Raw genomic sequence first — 24,945 nt, forward strand, 5'->3', positions numbered from 1 at the left:
TTAGGCTACACAACCAATATGAAAACTTCGACGCGAAATTACCCTAGCTCATCAGTCATTTCTGTTGTGGCACACTGCGCCACATTCTTGAGGCGCATCGTTTGAAAAAAATCTAGGGACAAAAAAATTGAACGTGTTCAAAAATGTTGAAGGCTGTCAGATTACGGCAAACCCGAAACGGTGATGAGGCATAGCGCTGACAGGATGATCACCAGAAACGTGAATTGCCAGAATCCGATCCAATCTTTTTCTTGTGGATTTTCCTTTGTGGCAAAGGCGTTCAATGCGGCGAATAGGAGGAGTAGGATCAGCAAACCTTCACGAGTGTAGAACCAGACAGCGCCAAGCACAATACAAACGAGCCATTTTTGCGCTCTATTCAACGTGCGAAATCCTCTTCCTCCGTCCAGTTGCCAAACAGGAAGAAGATTAAAAAGATTGATCCATGCGCCTACACGCGCGATTGCCGCCCAGAAGGAATTGTTCGTTAGGAAGAATACGGCGTAGGCCGCCAGGGCTGCAAAAAGTCCCCAAAGAGGCCCGGCGAGACCCACCCGTGCATTTTCGCGCGCGCTCACGGGATATTGTTTCATGCGAACAACGGCGCCCAGTCCAGGAATGAACATCGGCGCAGAGGCCCGGATTCCATACTGGTGGAGTTTTGCAATATGTCCGATCTCGTGTATGTAAATGGAAGCCACCAGTCCCAACGCAAATTTCCAACCCCACGCAGCCCAATACACGCCGAGGGACAGGATCATCGAAAACAAAGTTCCCGCTTTCGTTAAACCCAAAAACAAGAACTTGGCTTTGGTGAAAAGGAAAACCAGTACAAACTTGAATTTCCAAAGCAACAGCGCAAGAACACCGACGATTCCAGCCTTCTGCGACCATTTCCGGAATCCGGGGGTTGTCTCAGGTTTCTTATCTGTGAGCTTGCTTAGGGCGTCAATTTTTTCAGAAATTTGTTGATACTGTCGCGTTTGTGCGGGAAGTAGAGCCAGAGCATCTCGCCATGCGATTAGTGCTCCTTCTACATCCTTTGCGGCTGTGGCGTTTTCGGCTTTCAACGCCAACTCTTTCAATTCCTCATGGAACAAGAGGCGTTTGCAAGAGGGACATGCCAGAAGAGAAGGCGCGAGCTGCGTGCCGCAAGAGGAGCATGATTTGAAAGTTGTTACCTGGTTATCAAGCACCGGCAGACGAATCCTCCACTGGAGGTTCTCCTCTGGAGGATGAAATGGCGAACGGTCCTGTGATTACCATCGGAACCTTTTTTGTAATCTTCCAGGCTTCGTAAAGCGCAATTCCAATGATGAGCAGTCCGATGATGTTTTGAAAGCCGGCCAGGAAAGGACTGATAAAAGCGACGATAAACAGGACGATAACACCAAAGAAAAGCATCCCTACCGTGAGTTTTTCCACTGTCAGCGAAGCATCTTTTTGAGCCTGTTCATTGGAAACTACTTCCGATGGCATCGGATCCTGTGCAGTTGAAGAGGTTACAGTGCTCTGTTTTGCAGTTTCACTCCTATAAGACTTTACGATTAGAGGAATGTACGTAACGACGATAGCACTGTAAGTCAAAAAGATCGCTAGCAGCTGATATTTCCAGCCACCACGCCCTTCTGAGCCTTTCTTAACGGCTCCTCCAACAAGCAATCCAACAACGATAGCAATCAGGCCAAATTCGTAGCCGGTTAAAGCAAGCACTGCATAATAGATTCCAGCTCCCACTGCCGCCGCAAGAGTTCCGTAAGCTGTTGCTTTTACCAGACGTCCAAAACTGCTACCCGCGTTATAAGCGGCTTCAACTTCATAGCGGCAACGTTCACAAACGATGCTCCCACTAATATCGTAGTAGTTGTTGTAGATTTCCGTGCTGCATTTAGAACAAGCGAGTTTTTGGTCACTGGCTTCCGTGTAGTCGGCTTTGTCGAGTTGAAGTTTGTCGGAGTCGCCCTGATCGGGGGAGGACATGGCGCCATCATAGGAGAAGCCATTACGGTTGTCAATCAGCTTTACTTCAGGAGGTATTCCCAGCCTTTGCGCCAGTTGAATTCGGTTTCCATCAGCGCTTCAAGCGAAACTTTGTTGAGGTAGTACTCAAGCGCCCAACGTGTGGCGATGTGACCTATAACAAGCACACGCGATCCTTCCCAGTGAAAGCGAAGATCGTCCAGAAAACGCCCAACCCGTTGCACTGCTTGTCGCCAGCTTTCGCCTGCGGGATAGGAAAAATCGGGATGATGTTGTAGAGCTCGGAGGAGTTCGGCACGGAGCATTCCATTCTGTTCTCCGTAGTTGCATTCTCTCAGACGCCAGTCATGGAGTATGGGTGTCGATGTACCAGCAAAGGCGATTTCGGCTGTCTCAACGGCGCGTCGCAGGTCGGAAGTGAATACAGCGTTGATGCTGTCGGCGCGTCGTCGTTTGCCAAGTTCTCCGGCTAACAGGCGTCCTTTATCTGAAAGACGGCCAGGAAGCCAGCCGGTCGCAATTCCGTTTTCATTATCTTCGGTGATGGAATGAGTTTCGAATACGATCTGGATCGTAGATTTCCTTCCTGATGACTCAGTGAAAATAGTATTTGCTGTATTAACTGAGAAGCAAACCGATGCCTATGATAAGAACTCCGACAGAAATAACTGTCAGAACACGAACGATTGTCCCGGATTGTCCGGGAAATCTCCGCTCGATCAATTTCACAATATGAATCATTGCATCCTCCTGATAACCACTAGATAAGTTATAGAAACCTGTTTGCTCGGTCAACTTACCGCCCGTAGCACTCGTACCCTGCACTGCGTGGTGGCAGATCTAAATGACGCTTGACAGACTTTGTTTGTTACGATAATTTCAGTATTAACTGAAATTTGTGAAGGAGAGGGTTTGAGATGACATTAACGCCGGTAGGAGAGCGATTCATTTTGCATTGGGGGGAAATGGGGACGCGCTGGGGGATTAACCGCACGGTGGCGCAGATACACGCCTTGCTTTACATATCGCCGAAGCCGCTGCACGCGGAAGAGATTGCTGAGACACTCTCGATAGCGCGCTCCAACGTGAGCACGAGTCTTCGCGAGCTGCAGGGTTGGCGAATCGTGAAGGTAGTCCACTTGCTGGGGGATCGCCGGGATCATTTTGAATCGATGAAGGATGTATGGGAAATGTTCCGTGTCGTTCTGGAAGAAAGAAAGAGACGGGAAATCGATCCAACTCTTGAAGTGTTGCGGGAATGTGTGGCCGAATCGAAGGTTTCTTCCGAGCCCTATGTGCAGGAAAGACTTCAGGAAATGCTAAACTTTTTAGAAACCATGTCTAAGTGGTATGAGCAGATCAAAAAAATTCCAAGCGCTTCTTTGATGAAAATCATTAAACTGGGAAATAAGATTCAAAAGATGGTTGGATGATGACCAGGTTAATCCATTCCGGTTCCGATCAAGTTTGCCCTTTTTGCCGATCGACCCTCTCCAGGGAAGCCGTTGTGCGATGCCGTTCTTGCGGAACCGCTCACCATCGTATTTGCTGGCAGCGTCACCACCGTTGTACGGTTTTTGGTTGTCACAGTTCTTATTCGCAGACGGGTCCTATGACGCTCGGATTTGCAGCCGGTGTGGTCCTGATTCCGCTGTTTGTTGTTTTGATTTTTGCCACTTTATCTTTTTCAGTGGCGGCTCTGGAGTTCGGCATTCCGGCAGGCTATCAGTCGCTTCGCAGCGGCATCGGGTTGCCGGTTCTCCTTCTCACCGTGCTTCTCCTATGCGGGTTTTATACGTTTTACATTGACAACATCAGAGATTAAAGCAGCTTGTTATGACCATTCTGGAAACACCACGTTTACGTCTGCGCAGGATCACAAAAAACGATGTATCGATCTATTTCAATTTTTTTTCCGATGCTGAGACGATGCGGTTCTATCCATCCACGCGATCCATGCAGGAAACGCAGGAGTTTGTGGATCGACAGCTCCGCCGCTATGAAAGGAGCGGCTATGGACCCTGGGCAACGATCCTGAAATCGGAAGATGCACTGATCGGATACTGCGGACTCATTCCTCAGCTTGTTGATGATGCGCCGGAAGTCGAGATTGGTTATCTCATTGGCCGTTCTTACTGGCGCCAGGGGTTTGCTTCAGAAGCCGCGATTGCATGTCGCGATTATGCTTTTTACAAGCTTGGTCTTCGCCGTTTAATTTCGTTGATTGATCCGGCGAACGTTGCTTCCATCGGTGTTTCTCGAAAAGTGGGAATGACGCTGGAAAAGCAATCCTTCTGGCAAGGGAAGTTGATGAACGTTTATTCGCTGAAGTTGTAGTAGCAGTTTATGGGTCAACCATTAACGCTGCGCCAGGCGCTAATTCTCTTCGTCGTTTTGGTGGCTGCATGGTTGCCATCGCTGCTGAAACCGGAAATTGTTTCATTTGCAACAGCGCTTCACCCGTTTGGCGCATCGCCCAATCCTTATTTTGTTCCTCATCACGCCTTACTGCTTTATTTCTGGTCTCCATTAGTGGCGATCAGCTCCTGTGTATTTTTCCTTTCACCTGGACTCCTTCTTGCACTCGCCTTCAACAGAGCCCGCGATTTCACTCAATGGATTTTGTTTGCTCTGGCAATTATGGTCCCGGCCCTCAGCATCCCGACCGCTATCGCACAGGCTACGATGGATCAGCCTTTTCGCGGGTTATCTTTCGCAGCGTTTGTCGTCGCCTGTTCGCTTGTTAGTTTTTGCATTCTTCTATTGCGTGTTCGTAAAGCAAAACTCGCATGGCCACTCGAAGGACGGATCGAGAAACAAACAATGCTGGTTTTGATTGGTGCTGAACTAATGATTGCGGCCCTGATGATTCCTAAAATCTACTGGGAGAACTTCACGCGAGATGGCCTCCAGGTTTTAGAAAGCTCACGTCTGCTCTATTCGCAGCCCCTTCCCATCTGGCCGCAAATCGAAGGACTCGTGCTTACTTATCCAAGCTTTACTTCCATGATCTCCATTTACATCCCCTCCTGGTTTGTTCGTCTTTTTGGAGAGATGGAAGCGCCTATCAGGTTTCCTTTTTTATTGTACGTGGCAGCGGTTTATTGTGGAATCGTATCGATCGCAGGGCAAGGACAAAAGGTCACTTTATCCAGACGAATGGTGCTGTGGTTGGCAATGGCGGTCTATATAGTCGTTGTCAGTTATAACGTTTCTTATAACCCCTACGCAGCTGATATCGCACATCCTGCCGCTCGCGAAGTATTGGTGACTGCTTTTTTCCTTGGATTCGTTTTCTGCTTTCTGCAAGGAGAGCGCTTCTGGACTGCTTATTTTGTTTTTCTGACATTTTTCACGTTGCCGCTAGGGACAATTTTGATAGCTCTATGGATGGCCGGCGTGTTGCTGTTATGGCGCCCTCGACCGCTGAGGATGCTCATGATTACTGCGATTGCGGTCATCGCCGGTCAGGCCGTTGCCGAAATCTCACCGTGGATCCAGGCGCTTTTTAACCAGACTAAACCGAATGACGTATTTTCTGCGGCGAGTTTACTTGAGAGATTCCATTTGGATTGGGGAAGCCCTCAACGAATTGCATATCTTATCATTCCCTGCAGTATCGCTTCTGCGGTTTCACTGCTTTCAGGGCGCCGTCAGGACACCATTGGCCAGACCTTTACGTTTGTTGCTGTCACATACTTTCTGTTCTTTTATTTTCAGAGACAGATCGGATTAAATCACTTTGTTCCTGTAATGATTTTGCCTCTCGTTGTGCATTGGCGACTTGGTTCGGAAAGCGCGAAACGATTCTTTGTTCCTGCGACCGCGATCTGTGCAGTCGTCGCTTTTTTCATTTCGTTGCCACCGGATGCATCCCCGGATCTCAGTTCCAGACAGATCGGATCGGCGATTGAAGACCGGATTGGAGGATATGAAAAACTTGATTTTGAATCGCTTCGCCGGCAGGACATTCTGAAACCCCTGTTGCCATCAGTGGACTCGCCAGGCGTGCCTGAGGAAGTCTACGGTGGCGTGCCGTGGGTCTGGTACCACTATGCGCATCGGAAGGATCATCAGAGCCGTACCATCAATTATGTGATTCAACATCTATCCGATCCTCCTCCGGAAAACATGTGGCTACTTCACGCCCAGGGAAACTCAGCGCTTTACCTCCGGAGCCCCGAGATCTGGAAACTACATCAGACTCTGAAGCCCCATTCTCCACCGGGCAACCCGATCTATACCGTGCCAAAAGAGAGTCTTTATAAGAGCCGCAAAAAGTAGTGGCAGAGCATTTGCTATAGCCTTTGAATGAGCTTGTTCTCTCATAAATGACTGCCATAAGCACGGCGTTACTTCTTGCGTGCAAATGCTCTTCTTCGTCTGCGATGCTAGCAGAGCATTTTCACGCCAATATTAGTTTCGAGTAAAGGTCAGAGTTCCATTATGTAGCGTGTATTTACACAGCGTATGGAAAATGCTCTGCCACTACAAATTCTAAGCTTCCGCTTTCAAGGCAGGCAGAAGCGGTATTCGCAAAGCGGATAAGACTGCTGCAACGCTTGCGGTCATCCCTACTGCGAAAACAACCAGAAGCGTAAGAGCAAGAGATTGCCAGGGAACTTCGGGTGACTGCGCCAGGATATGCGGCAAGATGGAAATCCCTGCTGAAAAGCAGCCGGCACCGATTCCAACCACCAGCAAAAATGCATTTTCAGCAAGAACGAACCAGCCCAGAGTTTTGCGACGATAACCGAAAGCCCGCATCGTTGCAAGCTCGGCCCTCCGCTCAATGACGTTCCGAATCAGAATGATTCCGAGTCCCAGTGTTCCGAGCAGCAGACCCAGCGCGCCCAATGTCTGGAACGTCGAAAGGTAAGTGTTTTCAACGGCGTGATAAGCGGCCAGCTTCTCTTCAGACGGAACAGCATCGAATCCATAAACGTCAAGATCGCTCTCCAGAGTTTCCAGCACTCTTTTCCGGTTCTGGAGATTTGTTTCGATCAAAAAATAGGAGAACCCGCCATTGCCGGGAAAATAGTTCAGAAAATTCTCTTCCGATATCAGGAGTTCGCTTTGCAGCAGACTGCTTTTGAGTAATGCAACGATTCGTAACCGGATCGGCTTTCCCGAATCGTTGAGGATTGTCACTTCATCATCCAGTTTTTTGTGAAGAATCCATTGCACAGAATTGTAATCTCCGATCGCAGGGACAACGTCTTTTTCGTTTTCATTCAGCAGAAGCCACGGATTCGAGGTATCACGAATGGTTTGTTGAAACGCGAATCCGCCCCGTTTGATGAAATCCTGAGTCGCTCCGAGAATTCGTGGCCGTTGCGGCTGATACAAGTTTAAACAACTCGCGTCATCGCCAGGCAACAACCGGAATCCGAAAATTCCGGCGTTTGACACTTTCAGATCTTCATAGATGGGAATATCGGATGATGCTACGAGACTAAAGCCCCCGGTGCCTGAGCCTTTTCTCTGCGGATCCTTTTCCAGAGACCTGCGACTTGCGCCAACAGCTACGATCACAAAACAAGCCGAAGCGACGAGTGAAACACTCAGCAAGCTCCGCCCGGGGTTGTGAACTCCACTACGCATCGCCATTTTAAGAGTTGTGATCCAACCTGCTCCGGGACGCAGCTGACTCTTTCGCGATCGCAGCCAGTAAGAGAAGAAGGCCAGACATGCAATCAGAAGGGCGGCTCCTCCTGCAAAAAAGAGCGCCGGAGATTCTTGCACGAATGCGGAAGCCGTGCAGGCAATCGCCACGACTAAGAAAAGCAATGCAAGCAAACCGCTCCATTTTGCTTTTGAATCTTCGAATATTGTAGAAGCTCCCTTCAACAGGGAAACCGCCGGCCATTTCGAGAGGAGCCGCACCGAGTGGCGAATCGTAAAAAAAGTAATCAGAAAAGAAATGGCAAAACCGAGGAAAAGACTGCTCTTCTGAATGTGCAACGACAAAAACGCGGATCCGACGGCGGCAATCCACCATTTCTCCAGCGCTGTAATCATCAACCAGGCATAAAGCTCGGCAAGCGCCGTTCCAGCAAGGCCTCCCAGCAATGCAAGCAATCCCCCTTCTGCAAAGAATCGGTACTGGATTTTTCTGACTTTGTGTCCTGTCGCCAGCAAGACTCCTATCTCTTTTTTCCTTTGATCGACATTCAATCGGAAAAGGAGTCCCACAAGCAGGAGGGCTGAAACAATGAGAAACAGACTGAAGCCGATGAATAAACCACCGAAATCCGTAGCTCCTTCCGCCGATTGGATTCCCTCCTCCTTTACGGCACGAATATTGAAATTCATTTCTGAAGGTCTCAATCGCGAAAGCAATTCTCGTCCGTATATTGATTTGGATTGGCTCAGGATTCGGATCGAAGTATAGGTACCGAAGCGGCTCCTCCAGAGCTTCTTGCCGGTGCTCTCCGAAACGAAAGCCTTGGGAGTTGCCCGATATTGATCCCAGTATTGTTCATCCCGTGGCCGGATCAAACTTAGATCAACAGGGAAAGGTGGAGACCATTCGGCCATATTATCTGCATCCTGAATTCCTGGATAGCGCGGCGCCAAATCCGCATCTACAGCCAATCCCGTTTGCTGAATGATGGCTTTCACCCGAAAAGTTGCTGAGCGTGTGAGCAACTGGTTCGAATCTCCCAGCACATAGTAGGTCATTTCCACATCGTCATCAGGTTGAACCTGGAGATCCATTCCTGCCCACTCGTTTAAAAGGATCTCTCCGTCTCCAAGCGGCGGCACAAGCTGTCCCTTTATGTCCATGAATGAATCCCGTGGAGTTATCGCCGTGACGGTGGAATAAGGCAACACGCGACCGTTGTGCGTAATCTGATTCGCCAGATATGTGAGGACCGGATAGTATTCGATTTTCAGCTCATCGGCCGCATCAAAAGCTTTTTGTGCTACAAATGGTTTCAGAACGACTTCATCACTTTCAAGCCGGATTCCTCCAGTGTATTGAGTCAGTTTCAATCCATAGTCTTGCAGTTTCATGTGAGGGCGGAGATCCGGCGGCTGTTTTCCTGAGAAAAGTAAAGAGTTAACCTCACCCTGCTGGCGAAGTATCCGCTGGAAACGATTCAACGGAACGAAGGCATTCAGGGGCAAATGTTGATTGGGAATCAGGCTGAAGCGACCGATCTTTTCATTCGAAACAATTGCCGCAATTGTAAACCGGTTGCGCTGCACGACATCAACAACGTCCCTGTTTCCTAAAATGGTTTCACGATGGATTTCGGACGGTTTGCTAAAAGAAAGAAGAATCTGGTCACCGGGTTTTGCTCCCAGTTCCCGTTTCAACGATTCATTGATAATGACCGGCGGAAACATTCCTGTCTTATTCAGATCTGCTTCTAATTCCGTAGCATCGAAAAAGGAAAGGAAAGAAGAATCGACGGCGTTGATCTGAACGTTGGAGGCGCGAACGTTATTCAGAGAGGCGCTTCCCCGAAGGAGAATGGCCTCTGCTGCGGAGGATGGGTGAGCTTCCTGGCCGAGTTGCTGATGAAAAAACCGTTCGGACAAAAGCGCGTAGTCGATTTTGCCAAGCCGATCGAGGGTTAGACTGCGAAGAGATCCGCGAACCGAGTCACCAACAAGTAAGGCGCCTGTCAGGACGGCGGTGGTGACAGCTACGGCGGCGACTACGGTGAGGTGCATTCGCCAGTAAAATTTCAGACTTCGCCACATACCGGTAAATTAGCGTGAAGGAAGTAGACGCCCTTCGCGCAGCCTGAGGCATCGATCGAAGGGTTTGGCGAGCTCTGCATTATGCGTCACCACAATCAAAATGTTTTGTTCCAGTTCATGCATGTCAAATAAAAGCGATGCAACATTCCCTGCGGTTGCCGCATCGAGATTTCCTGTGGGTTCATCGCACAGAAGAAGAGAGGGCTTGTTGATGAGCGCGCGCGCAATGGCAGCTCTCTGTCTTTCTCCGCCTGAAAGCTGCGAAGGGGGATGGTCGATTCGATGGCCGAGTCCGACTCGCTCGATCAAGTCCTTCGCTCTTTTTTCAACGGAGGCGCTGTTTTTCGAGTTTGCGAGCGCAGGAATCAGAATGTTCTCAAAAACGCTGTATTGCGGCAGGAGATGATGATCCTGAAAAACAAATCCGATCACCTGGTTCCGGAATTTTGCGAGGTCCGGCTCTTTCATTCGCGCAGGATTGGCATTGTTAATTGCAATTTCGCCGGAGGTGGGAAAATCTAGCGTGCCGATAATATGGAGCAGTGTGCTTTTGCCTGAACCGGATGGTCCCATGATTGCGAGACTTTCTCCCGCATCCATATCCAGAGAGATTCCGCTGAGCACCTCAATGCGATTCTGGTTGCCGTAATGTTTATGAACATCGCGAATCTTCAGAGAAACATTCATTCGTTCTTCTTACGTGTCCGTCTTTTTGGTGCCTGAATTTTATCGGCTATAGCCCGTGGAATGGGAATCGGTTTTAAACCGTGGAGTGGATGAACTTTACAGCAAATGCTGCTCACTTGGCCGCGCGCAATTAGAGTTTTGCCTCTCCGAAAAAGGAATTGATACGTCATCGATGTATTTCCTTTTCGTTTGACGAGAACTTGTATGTCCAGAATTTCTTCGAATTTTGCAGGCCGAAGATATTCGCACGATGCCGCAAGGCGCGGCCAACCTATCTCGTCACCATCCACGTGATAGTGAACACTGGTTCCGAGGGATCGAAGAAATTCATGTTCTGCGGTTTCCATAAATATAAAGAAGCGGGAGAAATGCACAAACCCGGCTAGATCCACATCTGCGAATTCAATTCTGCGTTTAGTATGGAACATCTTTTAAACCGCCAAGTTCGAGAAGTAGTGGCAGAGCATTTGCCATCGTAAATATACAATGTTTTCAATGGAAGCATTTAACAACTAAGCAGTATATGCCGCATTGGTCTGGCAAATACTCTGCAACTACCTTACAGGTTTATAGAGGGTTACGAGGAAACCGCCGGCGGCAGCAAGCAGAATACCTGCAAAGAATTGCCAGCGTATTTGCGTCCAACCACCAGCGGGTGGATGCAGGACCATCGAAACAATTGCATTTACAATAGGTGCTCCGGCAAAAACGATCGACATAACAACCGCGGGTGTCCCTTTTGCGCCAAAAGCAAGCAGGACACAAAAGGCGCCTATCGCTCCCGCGGTTCCTGCGAGTAAGGACCACCACATACCTTTTGCCGGAAAACTCCAGGATGCGCCATTCGCTTTCAGCACAAAAACAGGCGCAAGAACCGCAGTGATCAGATAAGCAATTCCTACAAACAGAAATGCTTTGTAGCGTCCGTTTAGCGGATCTCCCATAGCCATTTGACCGCTGTGCAACAGAATTCCGTAGACTCCCCAGGAGACAACCGTCATCAACGCAAACCACAACCAGGTATTTTGCAATTTTTTCGCCTCCATCATTTATACGGCGACAACGTATCGATTGTAAACCTGCAAGGTCGCTTCAGCCATATCCCTGTCGCCGAAGGAATGGTGCACAGCGTCTTTTCCATTGCGACCCAATTCTTCACGAAGGCCGGGGTTTTTGAAAAGTGAATGCAGTCCTTTTGCGAGTGATTGCGGCGATTGCGGATCCACCAGTATGCCGCCTCTTGTCGCTTCGATTAGTTCCGGAAAGGATCCATGGGAAGGTTGCACTACAGGTACTCCATTTGCCAGAGCTTCGAGTATATAAAGTCCTTTTGGTTCACGGTAAACAGTCGGTACCGACAACACATGCAGAGTGTTTAGAAACTGAATTTTTTCAGGTCGATCGATTTCACCGATATATTCAAATCGGTCCTTCCAACCACGATCCGTTATTTTTTGAAGCAAGCCATGAAAATACTTCTCATCCCGTTTCCCAAGATAGCCGGCTACTTTCAGCCGCGCAGGAACTCCTTCTTTGATCAGCAAATCAAAAGCGTCAACAAGTACATGCAAGCCTTTTTCCGGACAGATTCTCGCGAGATAGCCAATGACAAAAGGCTCTGCCGGCAATGACTTCGTTTGTTCGCCATGTCCTTTTAAGTTCAATCCAAGCCGAACCGTGTCGATTTTCGAATCGGGGATGTCCAGATAATCTTTCATAAAGTCTGCATAATACTGGCTAGTCGAAATAAACCCGTCAATGTCTCCGGCTCTTTCCCGCAGCACTTGCAGTGCTTTGGATTTGTAAGGCTCCACCAGATCTTCCAGGAAAATATCTTCGCCCTGCAGTGAACAGAGGACCGGGACATTCAATGCTTTTTTCATGTCACGCGCAAAGCCTACAAACATTGCGTTTGTCAGATGAATGAGCTCCGGTTTGTAAGAATCTTTCAGCCATTCGATAAGTTTTTGTAATTCTTTTCGCTGATTTCCTTCTTCTCCTTGCAGTACGGAAACGGTCAACGGCCCGAGTTCCCGCGCATCGGTGGAGGATGTATAACGCGAAATAAACTTCAAAAGGCCACGCGAATTCAACAATTCGTCTAGAGCGGAAGGAGTGTGCCTAAACAAAGAGGATTTTTGTTGCAAATAAACGTTGATTCCGCCATAGAACACATGATCCATGCTGACGCTTTCTTCATCGGTGCGAATCGGCGTGTAGGTTGGAACAAGCGCTACCTCATGACCCAGTTTCATCAGGGCTGCAGCTAGAGCATTGTCGTGCAGGCAACTGCCGCAATACATATTTCCGGCGCCTGAAGCGATGTATGCAATGCGCACTACAGCACCTCCAGCGGCCGTTGGCTGACAGAAGGGAAAAACTTTTCCACCACAAACGGTTCCGGAGCTTTCGTCACTAAGGAAAACAGAATCATACAAAGCGCGGAAACCACAAAAAGAACGGCCACAGGCATGATGCCGCTTCCGCCGATCGTGTATGCTTCCGATTCGCCGGCCTGGAAGAAAAAATAAATCCACAAAACAATTACGCTGATAACGGAAGCAAAAGCGCCATATTTTGTGCTGCGTTTCCAGTAAAGCGCTGCGATCACAACTGGAAATAGCGCGGCAAACCCGGTAAAGGACCAGATACCGAGTCGAAATATGCTGCGTCCTGAAAAAAGAGAAAGGACATATGTGGCGAGCAAAATCAGAAGCACGAACAATCTTCCATAGAAGACTTGTTTGCTTTCACTCATATTATCGTGAAATCCGTAGTGACGAACGATATCCTGCGTGAACATGCTCCCGATCGCAAGCGATTGGGAGTCGAGTGAATTCATGACCGAAGAAATGACTCCTGCGGCAAGAATGCCAGCGAGCACTTTATTTGCGTGCAGTTCAATCATGCGGATCAAAATCGAATTTGCCGCCGCTCCCTGAAGTCCTGGAAAGTTGAGGGTCCCCATTATGCCCAGTAAAACGCTGGGCACCCACACGATTGCAATTGCGAGGGGATAAAAAATGATCGTTTGCTGGAAGGCTTTCGCCCGCCGCGCAGTCAGCCAGTGATTGAACAAGTGTGGAAACATTCCGACGGAAAGAGGAATCAGTGTATAGGTAAGAAGCTGTAAAGGCTGAATGTTATTGCCGAAGATGATCAGGTCAGGGTTAGCATCCGCAACCCGTTTCATGGCAGTTTCAAATCCACCCATATTGGAAGAGATCACGAAAAATGCGAGGCCCGAACAAACCATAAAGACAATCGTTTGAAAAGTGTTTACCCATGCGGTGCCGCGCATACCTCCATACAGAACATAGATGGAAATTACGGCAATCACGGCGAGTCCGCCAACCCATTCCGGGATGGCGCCTTTCGTGATTTGAGTCAGAGTGATTCCGCCACCCATTAACCCGATCAACAGGTAAGGGACAAGAAGCAGGTTCAACACCACAAAAAGTAGAAGTCCTAACCCATCGGAGTTCCATCTTTCGCGGAAATACTGGATCTGCGTAAGGTAGCCATGTTTTTTCCCCAAGGCCCAGAGCTTCGTTCCTACGAAAAGGAAAACAGCGGGAACAAGCAGGGCAGAAGAGGACGCAAGAAGCGCGAATACACCGATTCCCACGTGGTACGATTCTCCCGAGGCGCCGAGGATGCTGAACGCAGTCATGTGTGTGCCGAATAACGACATAAACAAGACAAACGATCCGATGGAGCGTGTGGCGACAAAATAATCCTCGCCGGTCTTCCGAAAGAGCTTGTGGCTGAACAGTCCGATCCCCAGAACCAGGGCGATGTACAGTGCAACGACTGCAAGGATCATTTGGATGGATCCGCCTCTACTTCCAGATGTGAAGGCCAGGCAAACTTGACCAGCAAGAGCATCAGCACGGAAGCAACCACGCAATACGCGATATGGTACAGCAAGCCTGAAGGAAAACCGTAAATCAAACAGGCATCCTCCCAGAGCCACACATCATTGTGTAGAAGATATAGACCGAACAGCGCCAGGTAGAGAATGTATCTCATGCAATCATTCGATGCACAGACGGGACGCCCGCGCTACAATCTGAAATCGACTCCGAAATATACGGAAAATGGATCGGCTGGAATCACCGATGTCGATCCGAAGCCGCGAGTTTCATAGTCCTTATCCGTAAGGTTCTTGAAATTCGCGCTGATTCTCCAGTTGTCCATCTGGTATGCTGCGTAAGCATCCAGTGTCACGTAACCATCGATCTGGAAAACGTTATCCTCCGCGATGAACTGGCTGCTGACATAGCGAGGGCCTCCGCCAATTTTGATCCGGTCCGTCACATCATGCAGGACCCACAGATTCAAAATATGTTCCGGTGCAAAGGCAGCTTTATTCCCTGTGCGGTCCAACACAATAAAGTTGGGAGGAAACTGGCTGATCACGATCAGCTCGTTAAAGTTTGTGAGCTCCGAATCGTTGAATGCGTAACTGAAATAAGTCTCCCAGTTTTTGGCAGGAGATCCTGACAAATCGAATTCAATACCACGCGATCTCAGATCGCCGGCTTGTTGTGTGAAGCCGTTATCATCCGGTATCGCGATGTTTTGTTTATCCAGATTATAAAAAGCAAACGAGCTTCTGATTTTTCCATTCATCCAGCTCTTTTTAACGCCTGCTTCTACCTGCGTTACCTCTTCCGGTTTCCGTTCTCCGGCAACTAACGTGGAAGGAGGAGCAAACGCCTGTCCCACGTTGAAGTAAACAGAAAGATCCTGTCTCGGTCCGTACGTGACTCCGAATAAGGGGCTAAACTGTTTTTCATTTCGTGAAGTGGATGTGATTTCGTCATCGTAATCAAGAATGTCGAAACGACCTCCGACAAAGAGCTGTAGTTTGTCTGTGAGCGCGATCTGATCGACGAAGTAAGGGGCCGCTACGAGACTTCTCGTGTCTCCAGCCAGGGAAGCGCCTGGAATTAGTGGGGGATTGGGAGTTGCCGTTTCTACAGGATTCAAGACAGCGATTGCAGGCAAGAAACCAACATCAAGCGTAAACACATCTCCGAGCCGGCTCAATTCAAAACCGGTAAGCAGTTTGTGTTTGATGTCGCCTGTTTGAAATGCAAACGTGGTTTCGATCTGATTTCCCACAAGTTTTTGCCGGTCATCCAGTTGGGTTTGCGTTCTAATGAGGAAGAAATCGGGCCCGGCAGGTATGCTGCCGAAGAACAGCGTTCCGTTTGACACCCATTCCAAATCCGTGTAATAGAACTTGTTTCTAAGCGTGATGTTATCGGTCAGGTGCGTTTCATAGTCAAAACGAGTTCTAAAGATATCCTGCTGCGAATGATCGAAAGGCGACTGATATGATCTTGTTCGCGGAACATCCGGTAAGCTGTTTTGCACGATGGGAAGTCCCGCATCGGGCGCAAACTCGTTTGCTACGTATTCGAAGTTGACGTTCAGGAAGCTTCGATTGTTGATTCTCCAGGTAAAAGCGGGATTGACAGCAACCAGATCATTGTCTTTGTCATCCCGGTAATTATTTGCATTTTCCCAGAGTCCATTTACGCGAAAAGCGACATCTTTATTGCTTTTTGAAATATTCCAGTCGATCGTTCCGCGATAAGACTCAAAACTTCCGTAGGAGTTCTGCACGCTGAACGCGTTTTGAAAAATCGGCTGCTTGCGGACAAGGTGGATCGTTCCGGAAAGGGGATTGCCGCCGTAAAGAAAAGCTCCCGGTCCTTTGAGCACTTCCACGCGGTCCACATTGTAAAGTTGATAGTAAGTGGTCTCCGGCTCAGCCGCTCCATCGGTTAAAACGAGTCCATTAGAAAGCGAATCGAGACCGCGGACGAAGAAAAGATCGAATGTTCCAAAACCACTTTGAACATTGATGCCGCTGATATTTCGAAGCGCATCCCCCAGATAGGTTGCCGCCTGAGTTTCCAGCAATGTCCTGTTCACCACGCCGACACTTGCCGGAGTCCATTGGAGCGATACCGGAAGTTTTGTCGGAGTCAACGTGGAATTGGAATCAATCGCCTCGTCTTCAACAACCAGATAGTAGTCCTGTGTTTCTTCTTGTTCCTTTTCCTCTGTTTCCTGTTCTTGCGCGAGCAAAGGAAGCGAGATTGTGAGAATCAAAAGTAGAATAAATATCTTTTTCATAAAACTAACCTTTCAAATCCAAACACACCATTTCTTTTTGATTACGAACGAATAGTTTTCCGTTGACTAGAGTGGGCATCGTCCAGCATTTTCCCTGCAGAACTTCCGCGGATGCCTTCTCCTTGTATTCGGTTGGAGTCGCCTCCACCATCACAAGCTGGCCCCGTTCACTCAGCACAAGTAGATGACCATCGGCAAGAATCAAAGATCCTTTGCCATAACCGGATCTTTTCCATTTTTCCTCACCGGTATTTGCATCGATGCATTTCAACACTGCATTATCGAAACCGTAGATGTAGCCGTTGTGAAGAATCGAAGTATTGAAATGATTTCGCATCGACTTTCCCAGCCACACTTCCTGGACGGAAGACTTTCCTCCCGCGACATTCACTTTCAGCAGTGCTGCGCCGTGATCATAAGCAGTGGAGATGAATATCTTGTCTTCCGGCATAAAAATCGGCACCGCAGCATTCACGAACCAATCCGTTTTCCACGGATAAGCCCAGAGAAGCTTTCCATCCGCCGGAGAAACAGAGAGGAGTTTGGTGCCACTGAAAGCAACAATCTGGCGAACACCTTTGATGTTGACCGCAATTGCAGAAGAGTATCCCGGTTCATCTCCCTGCGATCGCCACGCAACTGCTCCCGTTTTCTTATTGAACGCGACAATGGCATTGTTTTCCGAACCGCCCACGGGAAGAATCAATAGTTCACCATCAATCAATGGAGAAGAGGAGAATCCCCAAATCGGAACTTTTCCACCTACTTCTTTCTTTACGTCATGCGCCCAGATTTTGGAACCGTCTTTCGTGTTGAGAGCTGAAAGCATTCCCTGAGCTCCAAAGGAATAAACAACGTTTCCCTCCACTGTTGGCGTGCCCCTGGGTCCGTTTCCTTGATCATTGATAAAGTTTGCATCGTGTTTCTGACGCCAGATTTCCTTTCCGGATGTTGCATCGATGCATACAACAAATTCGTCTTTATCTTTCGCATCCATGGTATAGATGCGGGTTCCTACGATTGCCATGCCGGAATACCCATCGCCCACCGCAGTTTTCCAAACAACTTTCGGACCGGCTTCCGGCCATGTTTTGGCGATGGCTGTCTCCTTCGAAATGCCATCCCGGTTGATGCCTCGATATTGCGGCCAATCGGCATTCCATGCGAAGGATGCTAATAGGGTGAACAATGCTGTTGCAAGATATTTCTTCATAAAAATCTCCTAGGATTCCTTTAACTTTTTCAGCATTTCAGCAGATTCCGGATTCTCCGGATTCAAGTCCAGCGACTTGGTTAAGTTCTCAATTGCCAGTTGCTTATTCCCGCTATTCATATGAATGCGGCCGATCTGGTCATAACATTCCCAGTAATCGGGGAATGCTTCGACACAAAGATTCAAAACCGCCACTGCTTCGTTGATTTTTTTCGCTTGCGCATATTCAGCAGCAATCGGAAATAGAACATCCGGGTCGTAAAGCCTGTAATCCGGAACGAGGTTAGAAAACTCCTTCTGGATTTCAGCTGCTTTCTGCGTTCCCTGCTGCATAACAATTTGAATGAACTGTTCTTCTGTTGGTGGAGTCTTTATTGCCTCTTTGAATTCAACGACCGTGAAATCACCGGCGCTCTTGTTCTGCAAAAACTCCCTGCTCGCGGCATCCTTTTTCAGATTTGCGTTCAGGAAATGGTGAACATATGCGCAAAGGGTCTGGTAGCCGAGTTTTGTATCCGCAACCGGCCCTTCTTTTGGCGGCGGAAGCATGGCTTTCATCATTCCAATTGTGCTGAAATCGGGTGGCGTGAGGCCTTTTAATTTCACGTATTGAGCGGGAGAGAACCTGGTAGCTCCAAAGAAAGCGTAATCTGTATCTTCATTTGTTTCCTGAGCTGTGATGTGCAGAACCGGCACTGTGAACTGGTTTGGTTTATAAAGTGAATTTTGGAAGATCAATGAATAGCCGAATCTGTTTCCAAGAAAGCTATCCAGACTGATCATTGCATCGACATCCGTATTGTGCATTGCTAGCAATGCTGTGCTCAATCCTCCGAGCCCGAAGCCGATCAATGCCAGCTTATCTCGATCCAGGGAAGGGTAGTCGTGAAGTGCTCCGATCAGGAATTGCAGATCCTGCATCTGCACACCCGATTCGCGTGAGCTCAAGCCGGGAGATTGAGCGCCTCGCGATGGCACGGACGCAACGACATAGCCATGGCTCGCGAGATACTCCGCCAAAACGAACTGGCTGAGCGGCGAGGAAAGGCTTCCGCTATTCGCGAGGACAACGAGAGGAAAACGCCCTTCAGCGTGTTCCGCATCGCGGACGGCATTCGCCGGCTTGCTCAGGAGCTCTTTGAGTTTGTCTTCCGGCATTCCCTGAAACCATCGCGCTTGGAGAAAGCGTCTCTCACTCTGTTCTTTGCCGGCCTGCGTCAGCGGGCTGAGATCTTCCGTCGCAATCAGATGAATGTAATCAGCAAGCGACATTGCTGCTTTTGAAGTTGACTTTGCCGGATACCAAACGTTGATCTGTAAAGGACGAGCGCGTTCTCCGGATGCGAGCTTTCCGTGATAATCCATTTTCCGTTTATAAGGGCGGCCGTAATCATATTTTTCAATGATTTGAAAACCCGATGAATAAGAACCAGCCTTTAAATCTCCTGAAAAAGGTGATTGTGCTGCAAAAAGATTTCCTGTAACAAAACAAGTTAAAAGAAAAAGGATCTTCTTTTGCATTTTCCTCTCCATCTGTAACGCCCGCCTCCGGCGGGCAGCCCGCGGACGCGGGCGTTACAAAGTACCAGTTAAATCCATGCAAAACATTTCTTTTTCGTTTCTCAAATACAGTTTGCCGTTTGCTAGAGCGGGCGATGTCCACGTCTTGCCCTCAATGGCTTGAATGCGGCTTTTCTCCTTGTACGCTGAAGGCGTTGCTTCGACCAGGGCGAGCTGACCGCGTTCCCCCAGAACAATCAAATTGCCTTCCGCGAGGATGAGGGATCCTTTTCCAAAACCGCTCTGTTTCCATTTTTCTTTGCCCGTATTTACCTCAATACACTGAAGAATTGCTTGATCGAAACCGTAAATATGATCGTTGTGAAGCACCGAACTATTGAAATGGTTTTGCGAGATCTTGCTTTTCCAGAGTTCCTGAAAAGAAAGCTTGTCCTTTCCATCCGTAAGTTTCAGAACGGCCGCGCCTGTGTCATACGCCGTAGAAAGATAAACTTTGTCTGGCGCAATAAAGATGGGCGTTGCGATGTTGGCGTAGTAACTCGTGCGCCACGGATATTTCCAGTTCACCGTTCCTGTTGGCGAAACCGATACCAGCGAGGTTCCGGTAAAAAACAAAATCTGGCGTGCTCCATTCGCATTGATCGCGATGGGAGAGGAATATCCTTGTTTGTCCGTATGGGTTTTCCATACGAGCGCGCCCGATTTTTTGTTGAACGCGCCGATGGAATGTCCTGTTTTACCACCTATATCGACGAGCAGCAGGTCTCCTTCAACTAGCGGAGAAGTGGAAGTACCCCATCCCGGTATTTCACTTCCATATTCTGAGTGCAAATCGTGGAACCAGATCTTTTTCCCATCTTTTCCATTGAGCGCGTAAAGCTTGCTTTGGGCGCCAAGGACGTAGACCCAGTTGCCGTCGACTGTGGGAGTGGAACGGGGTCCATCTCCCTGACCGCTTTGATAGGTCGCATCCGTTTTGAAACGCCAGATTTCTTTCCCGGTTGCCGCATCAAAACATAAGGCGTATTCGTTTACGCCAACAGATGCCATCGTGAAAATGCGCCCCTGTGAAACGGCGATAGCGGAGTATCCATTTCCAAGAGCCGTTTTCCAGATTGTTTTGGGTCCGGCCGGCGGCCACGTTTTTAGAAGGCCGGTTTCTTTGGAAATCCCGTCCCGGTTGATGCCGCGCCACTGCGGCCAATCGGCTGCGTAAAGAAGACTGGCGGACAGCAAAACCATCAGCACGCCGAGGTACCTGGCTTTTTGTAAACAGAGTTTCATGGCTCCTCCCTAGGTGTACCGCGCATTCCTGAACTGCGGGTCATAAAACAACGGCAGCAGCTGATCCACTCTCAAAAGCCCACTTCGGGTCAACTGAATCCTGTCCGGATTGTGCACGGTTAAGTACCCCTTTGATTGAAGCTGTTCCAGCGGTTCCCGGAATTCTTCTAATACGTTAGTATGAAATTTATTTTGAAAATATTCTGTGCGGATCTCGCCCAATTTCAACTGCAAAATAACTTCCCGGATTAAACGTTCCCTCTTGCTTATTGGATAGGCTCGATGCAACGGCAGTTTGTTGGATTCGAGACTCTGCATATATCCATCCCAATCGGGTAAGTTCTGAAAATGAACGCCACTCATATGGGAAAAAGAAGCTACTCCTGTGCCGATCATGTCGGTTCCGTGCCAGACAGAATCGCGGTAAACAAAACGGTGATTCTTATCCTTCACCATTGTGTATGCGCTGGAATGAACGTAACCATTGTTCACCAGATGTTCAAAAGCATAATCGTGCCAGGCTCGTTTTGTATCCCAGTTTGCAAGAGGAATCCGCAAATCGCCGCGAACCAGCTCATGGGAAAAGACTGTGTTGAAAGGAAGTTCCATTTGGTAGATCGTGACACTGTCGGGACTCAGATCGATCGTTCGTTGTACTGCATCGCGCCAGGTATCCCACGTTTCGCCCAACATTCCGGCAATCAGGTCTATGTTCAGTTGCTGGAAGTTCAGTGACCGAATCCAGGGCATAACCCTGTAGATTTCCTTCGATCGATGAGCGCGTCCATTCTCTTCCAGTACAAAATCATCGAAGCTTTCAACGCCCAGGCTCAACCGGGTCACTCCAATTTGTTTAATGACTTCCAATTTGGTTTCCGTTAAAGTGCCAGGTTCGCATTCAAAGGTAACTTCTTCCGATCCCTTCCAGGAAATCGATTCCTTCAATCGTCTGGACAGGGACTTCAAGTGGTTTGCGCTGATAAAGGAGGGCGTGCCTCCTCCAAAATAAACGAACTTCAGCGTGCGTCCCGCAACTGAGGGAAGCTTACTGTAGAGATCCACTTCTTTCCTCAGCGCATCCAGATAGGATTGCACTTCATCGCTGTTCTTTTCTGTGTACACGCGGAAATAGCAGAACTTGCAGCGTTTTCTACAAAAGGGGATGTGCAAGTACAGGCCGAGCGTGTTTTCGGTGGGAGGTTCGTTTAGAACGCGTTCGGCCTCACTCAATTGCGCGGAATTCCAGAAAGAATAGGGTGGATAATTCGAGACGAAAACGCTACCAACTTCCGTTTGCATGGAAGTGAGAGTCGAGGTAGCGGGCTCGGGAAGCACTTTTTCCGTCATGACACGCTCCTTTGACCAAAACAATAGAGCGTTCCGCCTTGTGTGCCGATTACCATTTTGCCTTCCACAATTGCGGGTGAAGCGAGCACCGCGTCTGCGGCGTCATATTGCCACACCACCTTGCCAGAATCAGCGGCCAGGCCATAGACCTGGCCGCCCACGGTGCCAAAATAAATTGTTTTCCCGCTGATGACGGGAGATGATTCCACACGCGACTTTGCTGAAAATTTCCAGATTTCTTTGCCAGTCTGGGCATTCAGTGCATGGAAAAATTTGTCGCGCCCTCCAACAAACACGGTATTTCCTGTGACCGCAGCGGATGAATAGAAAGGAAAACGAGCGTCCGGATTTTCATATTGCCAGAGAACTTTTCCTTGCTTTAGATCGATGCCCAGAACGGTGTTGCCGAAAGTTCCAACAAACAACCGCTCCTGCGAAATTGAGGGACTCGCCCCAACATACGCGCCGAGCTTTATTTTTTGTTTCTCCACACCATCTGAGATTTGAATCACTCGCAAAAATCCATCACAACCGGCTATAACCGCATTTCCATTCCAGATCGCGGGAGTTCCATGTATGTATCCTTCGGTTTCCACCTTCCAATGAATTGTTCCGTCCGGCTTGAGACAGTAAAGATTCTGATCATACGAGCCCACCAGGATATGATCCTGAAAAATTACCGGAGAAGCCGTGATTCCAGCATCGGCTTGAAATGTAAATCTCTTTTGTCCTGAAGCCACATCCAATGCGTGAAACGTCCCTTTCTCGTCGCCGAAATAGACCGTCTGTTTGTCGACTGCCGGGGAGGACTTGATTTCGTCGGAAGCCTTGTACTTCCATTTCTCTTTTCCGGAAGTAAGATCGACTGCGACGAAAGATCCGTCCAGTGAACCGACATAAACCGTGTTTCCCGAGATGGCAGCCGTAGTTTCAATGCCTCCCTCCAGTGAATACGTCCAGACTGGCGCCAAATGTTCCGGCAGGTTTGCCGGACTGACGCCCGTTTGCTGAGGATTACCGCGAAAAGCAGTCCAATCGCTCCCCTGGCCATGGAGATTCCAGCAGAGGGCAAACATCAATAGGATCAAATATTTCCAACGCATTTTTCAGCTATTTTAACATCGCACTTTTGCTGCGTCTCGTCCACAAGGATGGGCTAAAATGCCCGATTTGCTATGCGGGCTGCCCCGCAGTACATGTAGATAGGAAACCGCCAAGACGCCAAGACGCCAAGCTTCAAAATTAGTCTAATCTTGTTGGCGTTCTTGGTGCCTTGGCGGTTAAAAGGTGCTTTCGTAGAGGGCGAGAAAATCGGATTCGGTGAGAGATCGGGGATTGTGTTTGCTGGTCCATTGTGTTGCAGCATCACGCGCAAGCTCCGGCAAAGCATTTCTTTCAACTTGAAATTCGCTCAGTTTTTGTGGAAGACTCGCGATCCTTTTTAGCTCCAAAATGGTTTCGAGCAGGTCGTCCGATAATTGCCGGTATTCTTTTGCAACTTCGGCTTGATTGAAGCGGATCACTGCAGGCAACATGAGCCCCACTGCAACGCCGTGAGCAATTCGATACCGCGAGGTCAGTGGGTTGGCGCAAGCATGAGCAGCTCCCAGCATGGAATATTCAATCGCGATGCCTGCAAAGTGCGCTCCGAGCAGCATGGATGCTCGTGCCGGCACATTCACGGGTTCTTGCAGGACGGTTTCAAAGTTTTGGCTCAAGAGCCGCCATGCTTCCGCGGAGTACATTTGGGTGAGTGGATTGCGGTTTTTCGTGACATAAGTCTCCACTGCGTGAGCAATCGCATCGATGCCGGAAACAGCTGTGACGCCCTTGGGGGCCGTGACCGTAAGCGCCGGATCCAGAATCACCGCACGGAACCGCGCTTTGACATCTCCACAGGCCATTTTCGTATGGGTCCCTTTTTGTGAAATCAACGCATAGGACTGAGCTTCGCTTCCCGTACCGGCAGTTGTCGGAACCCCGATCGAAGGTAACATTGGTTTTGTCGCTTTGTTGAATCCCCAGTAATCTTCCATCCGGCCGCCGTTGGTCAGGAGAACATTAATTCCCTTCGCGCAGTCCATCGGACTTCCACCGCCTAATCCGACAATCAGATCAATCCCGCCAATCTTCCTGGCGACTTCCACTCCGGCTTCCACCTGCGTTGTCGTTGGATTCTCATCCACATCCGAAAACAAAACCGATTCAATCGAATCCTTGCGTAATGTGTCCTGAGCCCGTTCGGCGTAGCCGGCGTTGATAATTCCGGCATCAGTCACCAACAAAGCGCGTGTCGCTCCTAGTTCTTTGGCTACACCGCCGAGTTGATCCAGCGAGTTAACACCAAAAATCACGCGAGTCGTTTGAAGAAAATCAAAACCGTTCATGGATTTTTGTACCATCGGCATTTCTTATTATAGTGCCCAGGAACGCAGCCTGACCGTTTGGCGTAATTATTTGTAAGATGAAAAAGCTGGTCCTGATCTTCCTTCTGTTTTTGATTGCTTCGCATATTGCATTATCCATCTACATTGCAGAAGGCGTCTTACATCCCGAAAGGAAGCGTTTATGTGATCGTGACAGAGCAAGGGCGGAAAACATTGCGAAGCGAAATGGAGTTTCATTGATCGACGCGGAAATCGTAAACAAAGACGCAGCTTTGCGAGGATGGTATTTTAAGAAATCAAATTCGGACCGCGTTGTGGTCCTTTTCCACGGTCAGTCCGATAATCGCGCTGGCATGCTCCCTTTTGCCGACCTATTCTTGCGTCATGGTTATTCCGTTCTCTCACCTGATTCTAGAGCGCATGGCAACAGCGGTGGCGATTCGGCGACTTACGGAGTGCGAGAGGTGGAGGATGTACACGAGTGGATTGATTGGTTGATCGAAAATGAAAGCGTCAAGGAAGTTTTTGGAATGGGCGAATCCATGGGCGCCGCAATATTGCTTCAATCTGTTGCAACAGAGAAACGATGGAAAGCCGTTGTTGCCGAATCATCTTTTTGCGATTTTCGCCAGATCGCCAAAGAAAGATTGCACGGAC

23 protein-coding genes are annotated in these 24,945 nt (G+C 48.9%); 5 read left to right on the plus strand and 18 right to left on the minus strand.

All coding sequences use genetic code 11. The features are described from left to right. Positions 1 to 161: 161 nt before the first annotated feature. The 3 genes from L0156_11640 to L0156_11650 form a co-directional block, all read right to left on the minus strand. Entirely contained in the window at positions 162 to 1,076 is a 915-nt protein-coding gene (locus L0156_11640) for a site-2 protease family protein (protein ID MCI0603651.1), read from the minus strand. Between the two features lie 112 nt (positions 1,077 to 1,188). Beyond that, the gene (locus L0156_11645) at positions 1,189 to 1,980 is read right to left on the minus strand and encodes a hypothetical protein (protein ID MCI0603652.1); all 792 of its coding nucleotides are present in this window, start codon (positions 1,978 to 1,980) and stop codon (positions 1,189 to 1,191) included. A 41-nt stretch (positions 1,981 to 2,021) separates the two neighbouring features. Then, a complete protein-coding gene (locus L0156_11650) occupies positions 2,022 to 2,501 on the minus strand; it encodes a histidine phosphatase family protein (protein ID MCI0603653.1) in 480 nt (159 codons plus the stop codon). Between the two features lie 396 nt (positions 2,502 to 2,897). Between L0156_11650 and L0156_11655 the strand changes: the two genes are divergently transcribed. Next, positions 2,898 to 3,413, plus strand: coding sequence for a GbsR/MarR family transcriptional regulator (locus L0156_11655; protein ID MCI0603654.1), 516 nt, complete (start codon positions 2,898 to 2,900; stop codon positions 3,411 to 3,413). An 8-nt stretch (positions 3,414 to 3,421) separates the two neighbouring features. Here L0156_11655 and L0156_11660 read toward each other — a convergent pair whose 3' ends face one another. Then, positions 3,422 to 3,568, minus strand: a complete 147-nt coding sequence (locus tag L0156_11660) for a hypothetical protein (GenBank protein ID MCI0603655.1) — start codon at positions 3,566 to 3,568, stop codon at positions 3,422 to 3,424. 24 nt (positions 3,569 to 3,592) lie between these two features. Here L0156_11660 and L0156_11665 point away from each other — a divergent pair, with 24 nt between their 5' ends. The 3 genes from L0156_11665 to L0156_11675 are packed head-to-tail and all read left to right on the plus strand — an operon-like array spanning position 3,593 to position 6,264. Beyond that, complete coding sequence (locus tag L0156_11665; protein MCI0603656.1) at positions 3,593 to 3,805, plus strand: hypothetical protein; 213 nt, start codon at positions 3,593 to 3,595, stop codon at positions 3,803 to 3,805. Positions 3,806 to 3,816: 11 nt separating this feature from the next. Further along, complete coding sequence (locus L0156_11670; GenBank protein ID MCI0603657.1) at positions 3,817 to 4,317, plus strand: GNAT family N-acetyltransferase; 501 nt, start codon at positions 3,817 to 3,819, stop codon at positions 4,315 to 4,317. Between the two features lie 9 nt (positions 4,318 to 4,326). Continuing rightward, positions 4,327 to 6,264 (plus strand): hypothetical protein, encoded by a 1,938-nt coding sequence (locus tag L0156_11675; protein MCI0603658.1) that lies wholly within the window; start codon positions 4,327 to 4,329, stop codon positions 6,262 to 6,264. Positions 6,265 to 6,477: 213 nt separating this feature from the next. Here the strand turns inward: L0156_11675 and L0156_11680 are convergent, their stop codons facing one another. From L0156_11680 to L0156_11745, 14 genes are all read right to left on the minus strand, one after another. Further along, complete coding sequence (locus L0156_11680) at positions 6,478 to 9,696, minus strand: ABC transporter permease (GenBank protein MCI0603659.1); 3,219 nt, start codon at positions 9,694 to 9,696, stop codon at positions 6,478 to 6,480. Positions 9,697 to 9,705: 9 nt separating this feature from the next. Beyond that, on the minus strand, positions 9,706 to 10,383 hold the full coding sequence (locus tag L0156_11685; GenBank protein ID MCI0603660.1) for an ABC transporter ATP-binding protein: 678 nt from the start codon (positions 10,381 to 10,383) through the stop codon (positions 9,706 to 9,708). Continuing rightward, positions 10,380 to 10,811, minus strand: a complete 432-nt coding sequence (locus tag L0156_11690; GenBank protein MCI0603661.1) for an acyl-CoA thioesterase — start codon at positions 10,809 to 10,811, stop codon at positions 10,380 to 10,382. Before L0156_11690 ends, L0156_11685 begins: the two co-directional genes overlap by 4 nt. Before the next feature lie 126 nt (positions 10,812 to 10,937). After that, positions 10,938 to 11,429: a hypothetical protein gene (locus tag L0156_11695; protein MCI0603662.1), complete on the minus strand. Its 492-nt coding sequence runs from the start codon at positions 11,427 to 11,429 to the stop codon at positions 10,938 to 10,940. Between the two features lie 3 nt (positions 11,430 to 11,432). After that, a complete protein-coding gene (locus L0156_11700; GenBank protein MCI0603663.1) occupies positions 11,433 to 12,722 on the minus strand; it encodes a glycosyltransferase family 4 protein in 1,290 nt (429 codons plus the stop codon). Next, the gene (locus tag L0156_11705) at positions 12,722 to 14,209 is read right to left on the minus strand and encodes a sodium:solute symporter family protein (protein ID MCI0603664.1); all 1,488 of its coding nucleotides are present in this window, start codon (positions 14,207 to 14,209) and stop codon (positions 12,722 to 12,724) included. Before L0156_11705 ends, L0156_11700 begins: the two co-directional genes overlap by 1 nt. Then, the gene (locus tag L0156_11710) at positions 14,206 to 14,415 is read right to left on the minus strand and encodes a hypothetical protein (GenBank protein ID MCI0603665.1); all 210 of its coding nucleotides are present in this window, start codon (positions 14,413 to 14,415) and stop codon (positions 14,206 to 14,208) included. Before L0156_11710 ends, L0156_11705 begins: the two co-directional genes overlap by 4 nt. Positions 14,416 to 14,448: 33 nt before the next feature. Next, positions 14,449 to 16,536 (minus strand): TonB-dependent siderophore receptor, encoded by a 2,088-nt coding sequence (locus L0156_11715; GenBank protein ID MCI0603666.1) that lies wholly within the window; start codon positions 16,534 to 16,536, stop codon positions 14,449 to 14,451. A 4-nt stretch (positions 16,537 to 16,540) separates the two neighbouring features. Beyond that, the gene (locus L0156_11720; GenBank protein ID MCI0603667.1) at positions 16,541 to 17,749 is read right to left on the minus strand and encodes a PQQ-like beta-propeller repeat protein; all 1,209 of its coding nucleotides are present in this window, start codon (positions 17,747 to 17,749) and stop codon (positions 16,541 to 16,543) included. Positions 17,750 to 17,758: 9 nt separating this feature from the next. Continuing rightward, positions 17,759 to 19,270 carry a hypothetical protein gene (locus tag L0156_11725; GenBank protein MCI0603668.1) on the minus strand — a complete coding sequence of 504 codons (1,512 nt, stop codon included), beginning with the start codon at positions 19,268 to 19,270 and terminating at the stop codon, positions 17,759 to 17,761. Between the two features lie 54 nt (positions 19,271 to 19,324). Continuing rightward, complete coding sequence (locus L0156_11730; protein MCI0603669.1) at positions 19,325 to 20,554, minus strand: PQQ-like beta-propeller repeat protein; 1,230 nt, start codon at positions 20,552 to 20,554, stop codon at positions 19,325 to 19,327. 9 nt (positions 20,555 to 20,563) lie between these two features. Continuing rightward, positions 20,564 to 21,901 (minus strand): coproporphyrinogen III oxidase family protein, encoded by a 1,338-nt coding sequence (locus L0156_11735; protein ID MCI0603670.1) that lies wholly within the window; start codon positions 21,899 to 21,901, stop codon positions 20,564 to 20,566. Then, positions 21,898 to 23,004, minus strand: a complete 1,107-nt coding sequence (locus L0156_11740; GenBank protein ID MCI0603671.1) for a PQQ-binding-like beta-propeller repeat protein — start codon at positions 23,002 to 23,004, stop codon at positions 21,898 to 21,900. Before L0156_11740 ends, L0156_11735 begins: the two co-directional genes overlap by 4 nt. A 177-nt stretch (positions 23,005 to 23,181) precedes the next feature. Continuing rightward, a complete protein-coding gene (locus L0156_11745) occupies positions 23,182 to 24,309 on the minus strand; it encodes an iron-containing alcohol dehydrogenase (GenBank protein MCI0603672.1) in 1,128 nt (375 codons plus the stop codon). Between the two features lie 56 nt (positions 24,310 to 24,365). Between L0156_11745 and L0156_11750 the strand changes: the two genes are divergently transcribed. Then, positions 24,366 to 24,945 (plus strand): lysophospholipase (locus L0156_11750; protein MCI0603673.1); only part of this gene is annotated, 580 nt, incomplete at its 3' end.

This window comes from bacterium (genome assembly GCA_022616075.1).
Taxonomy (GTDB): Bacteria; Acidobacteriota; HRBIN11; order JAKEFK01; family JAKEFK01; genus JAKEFK01.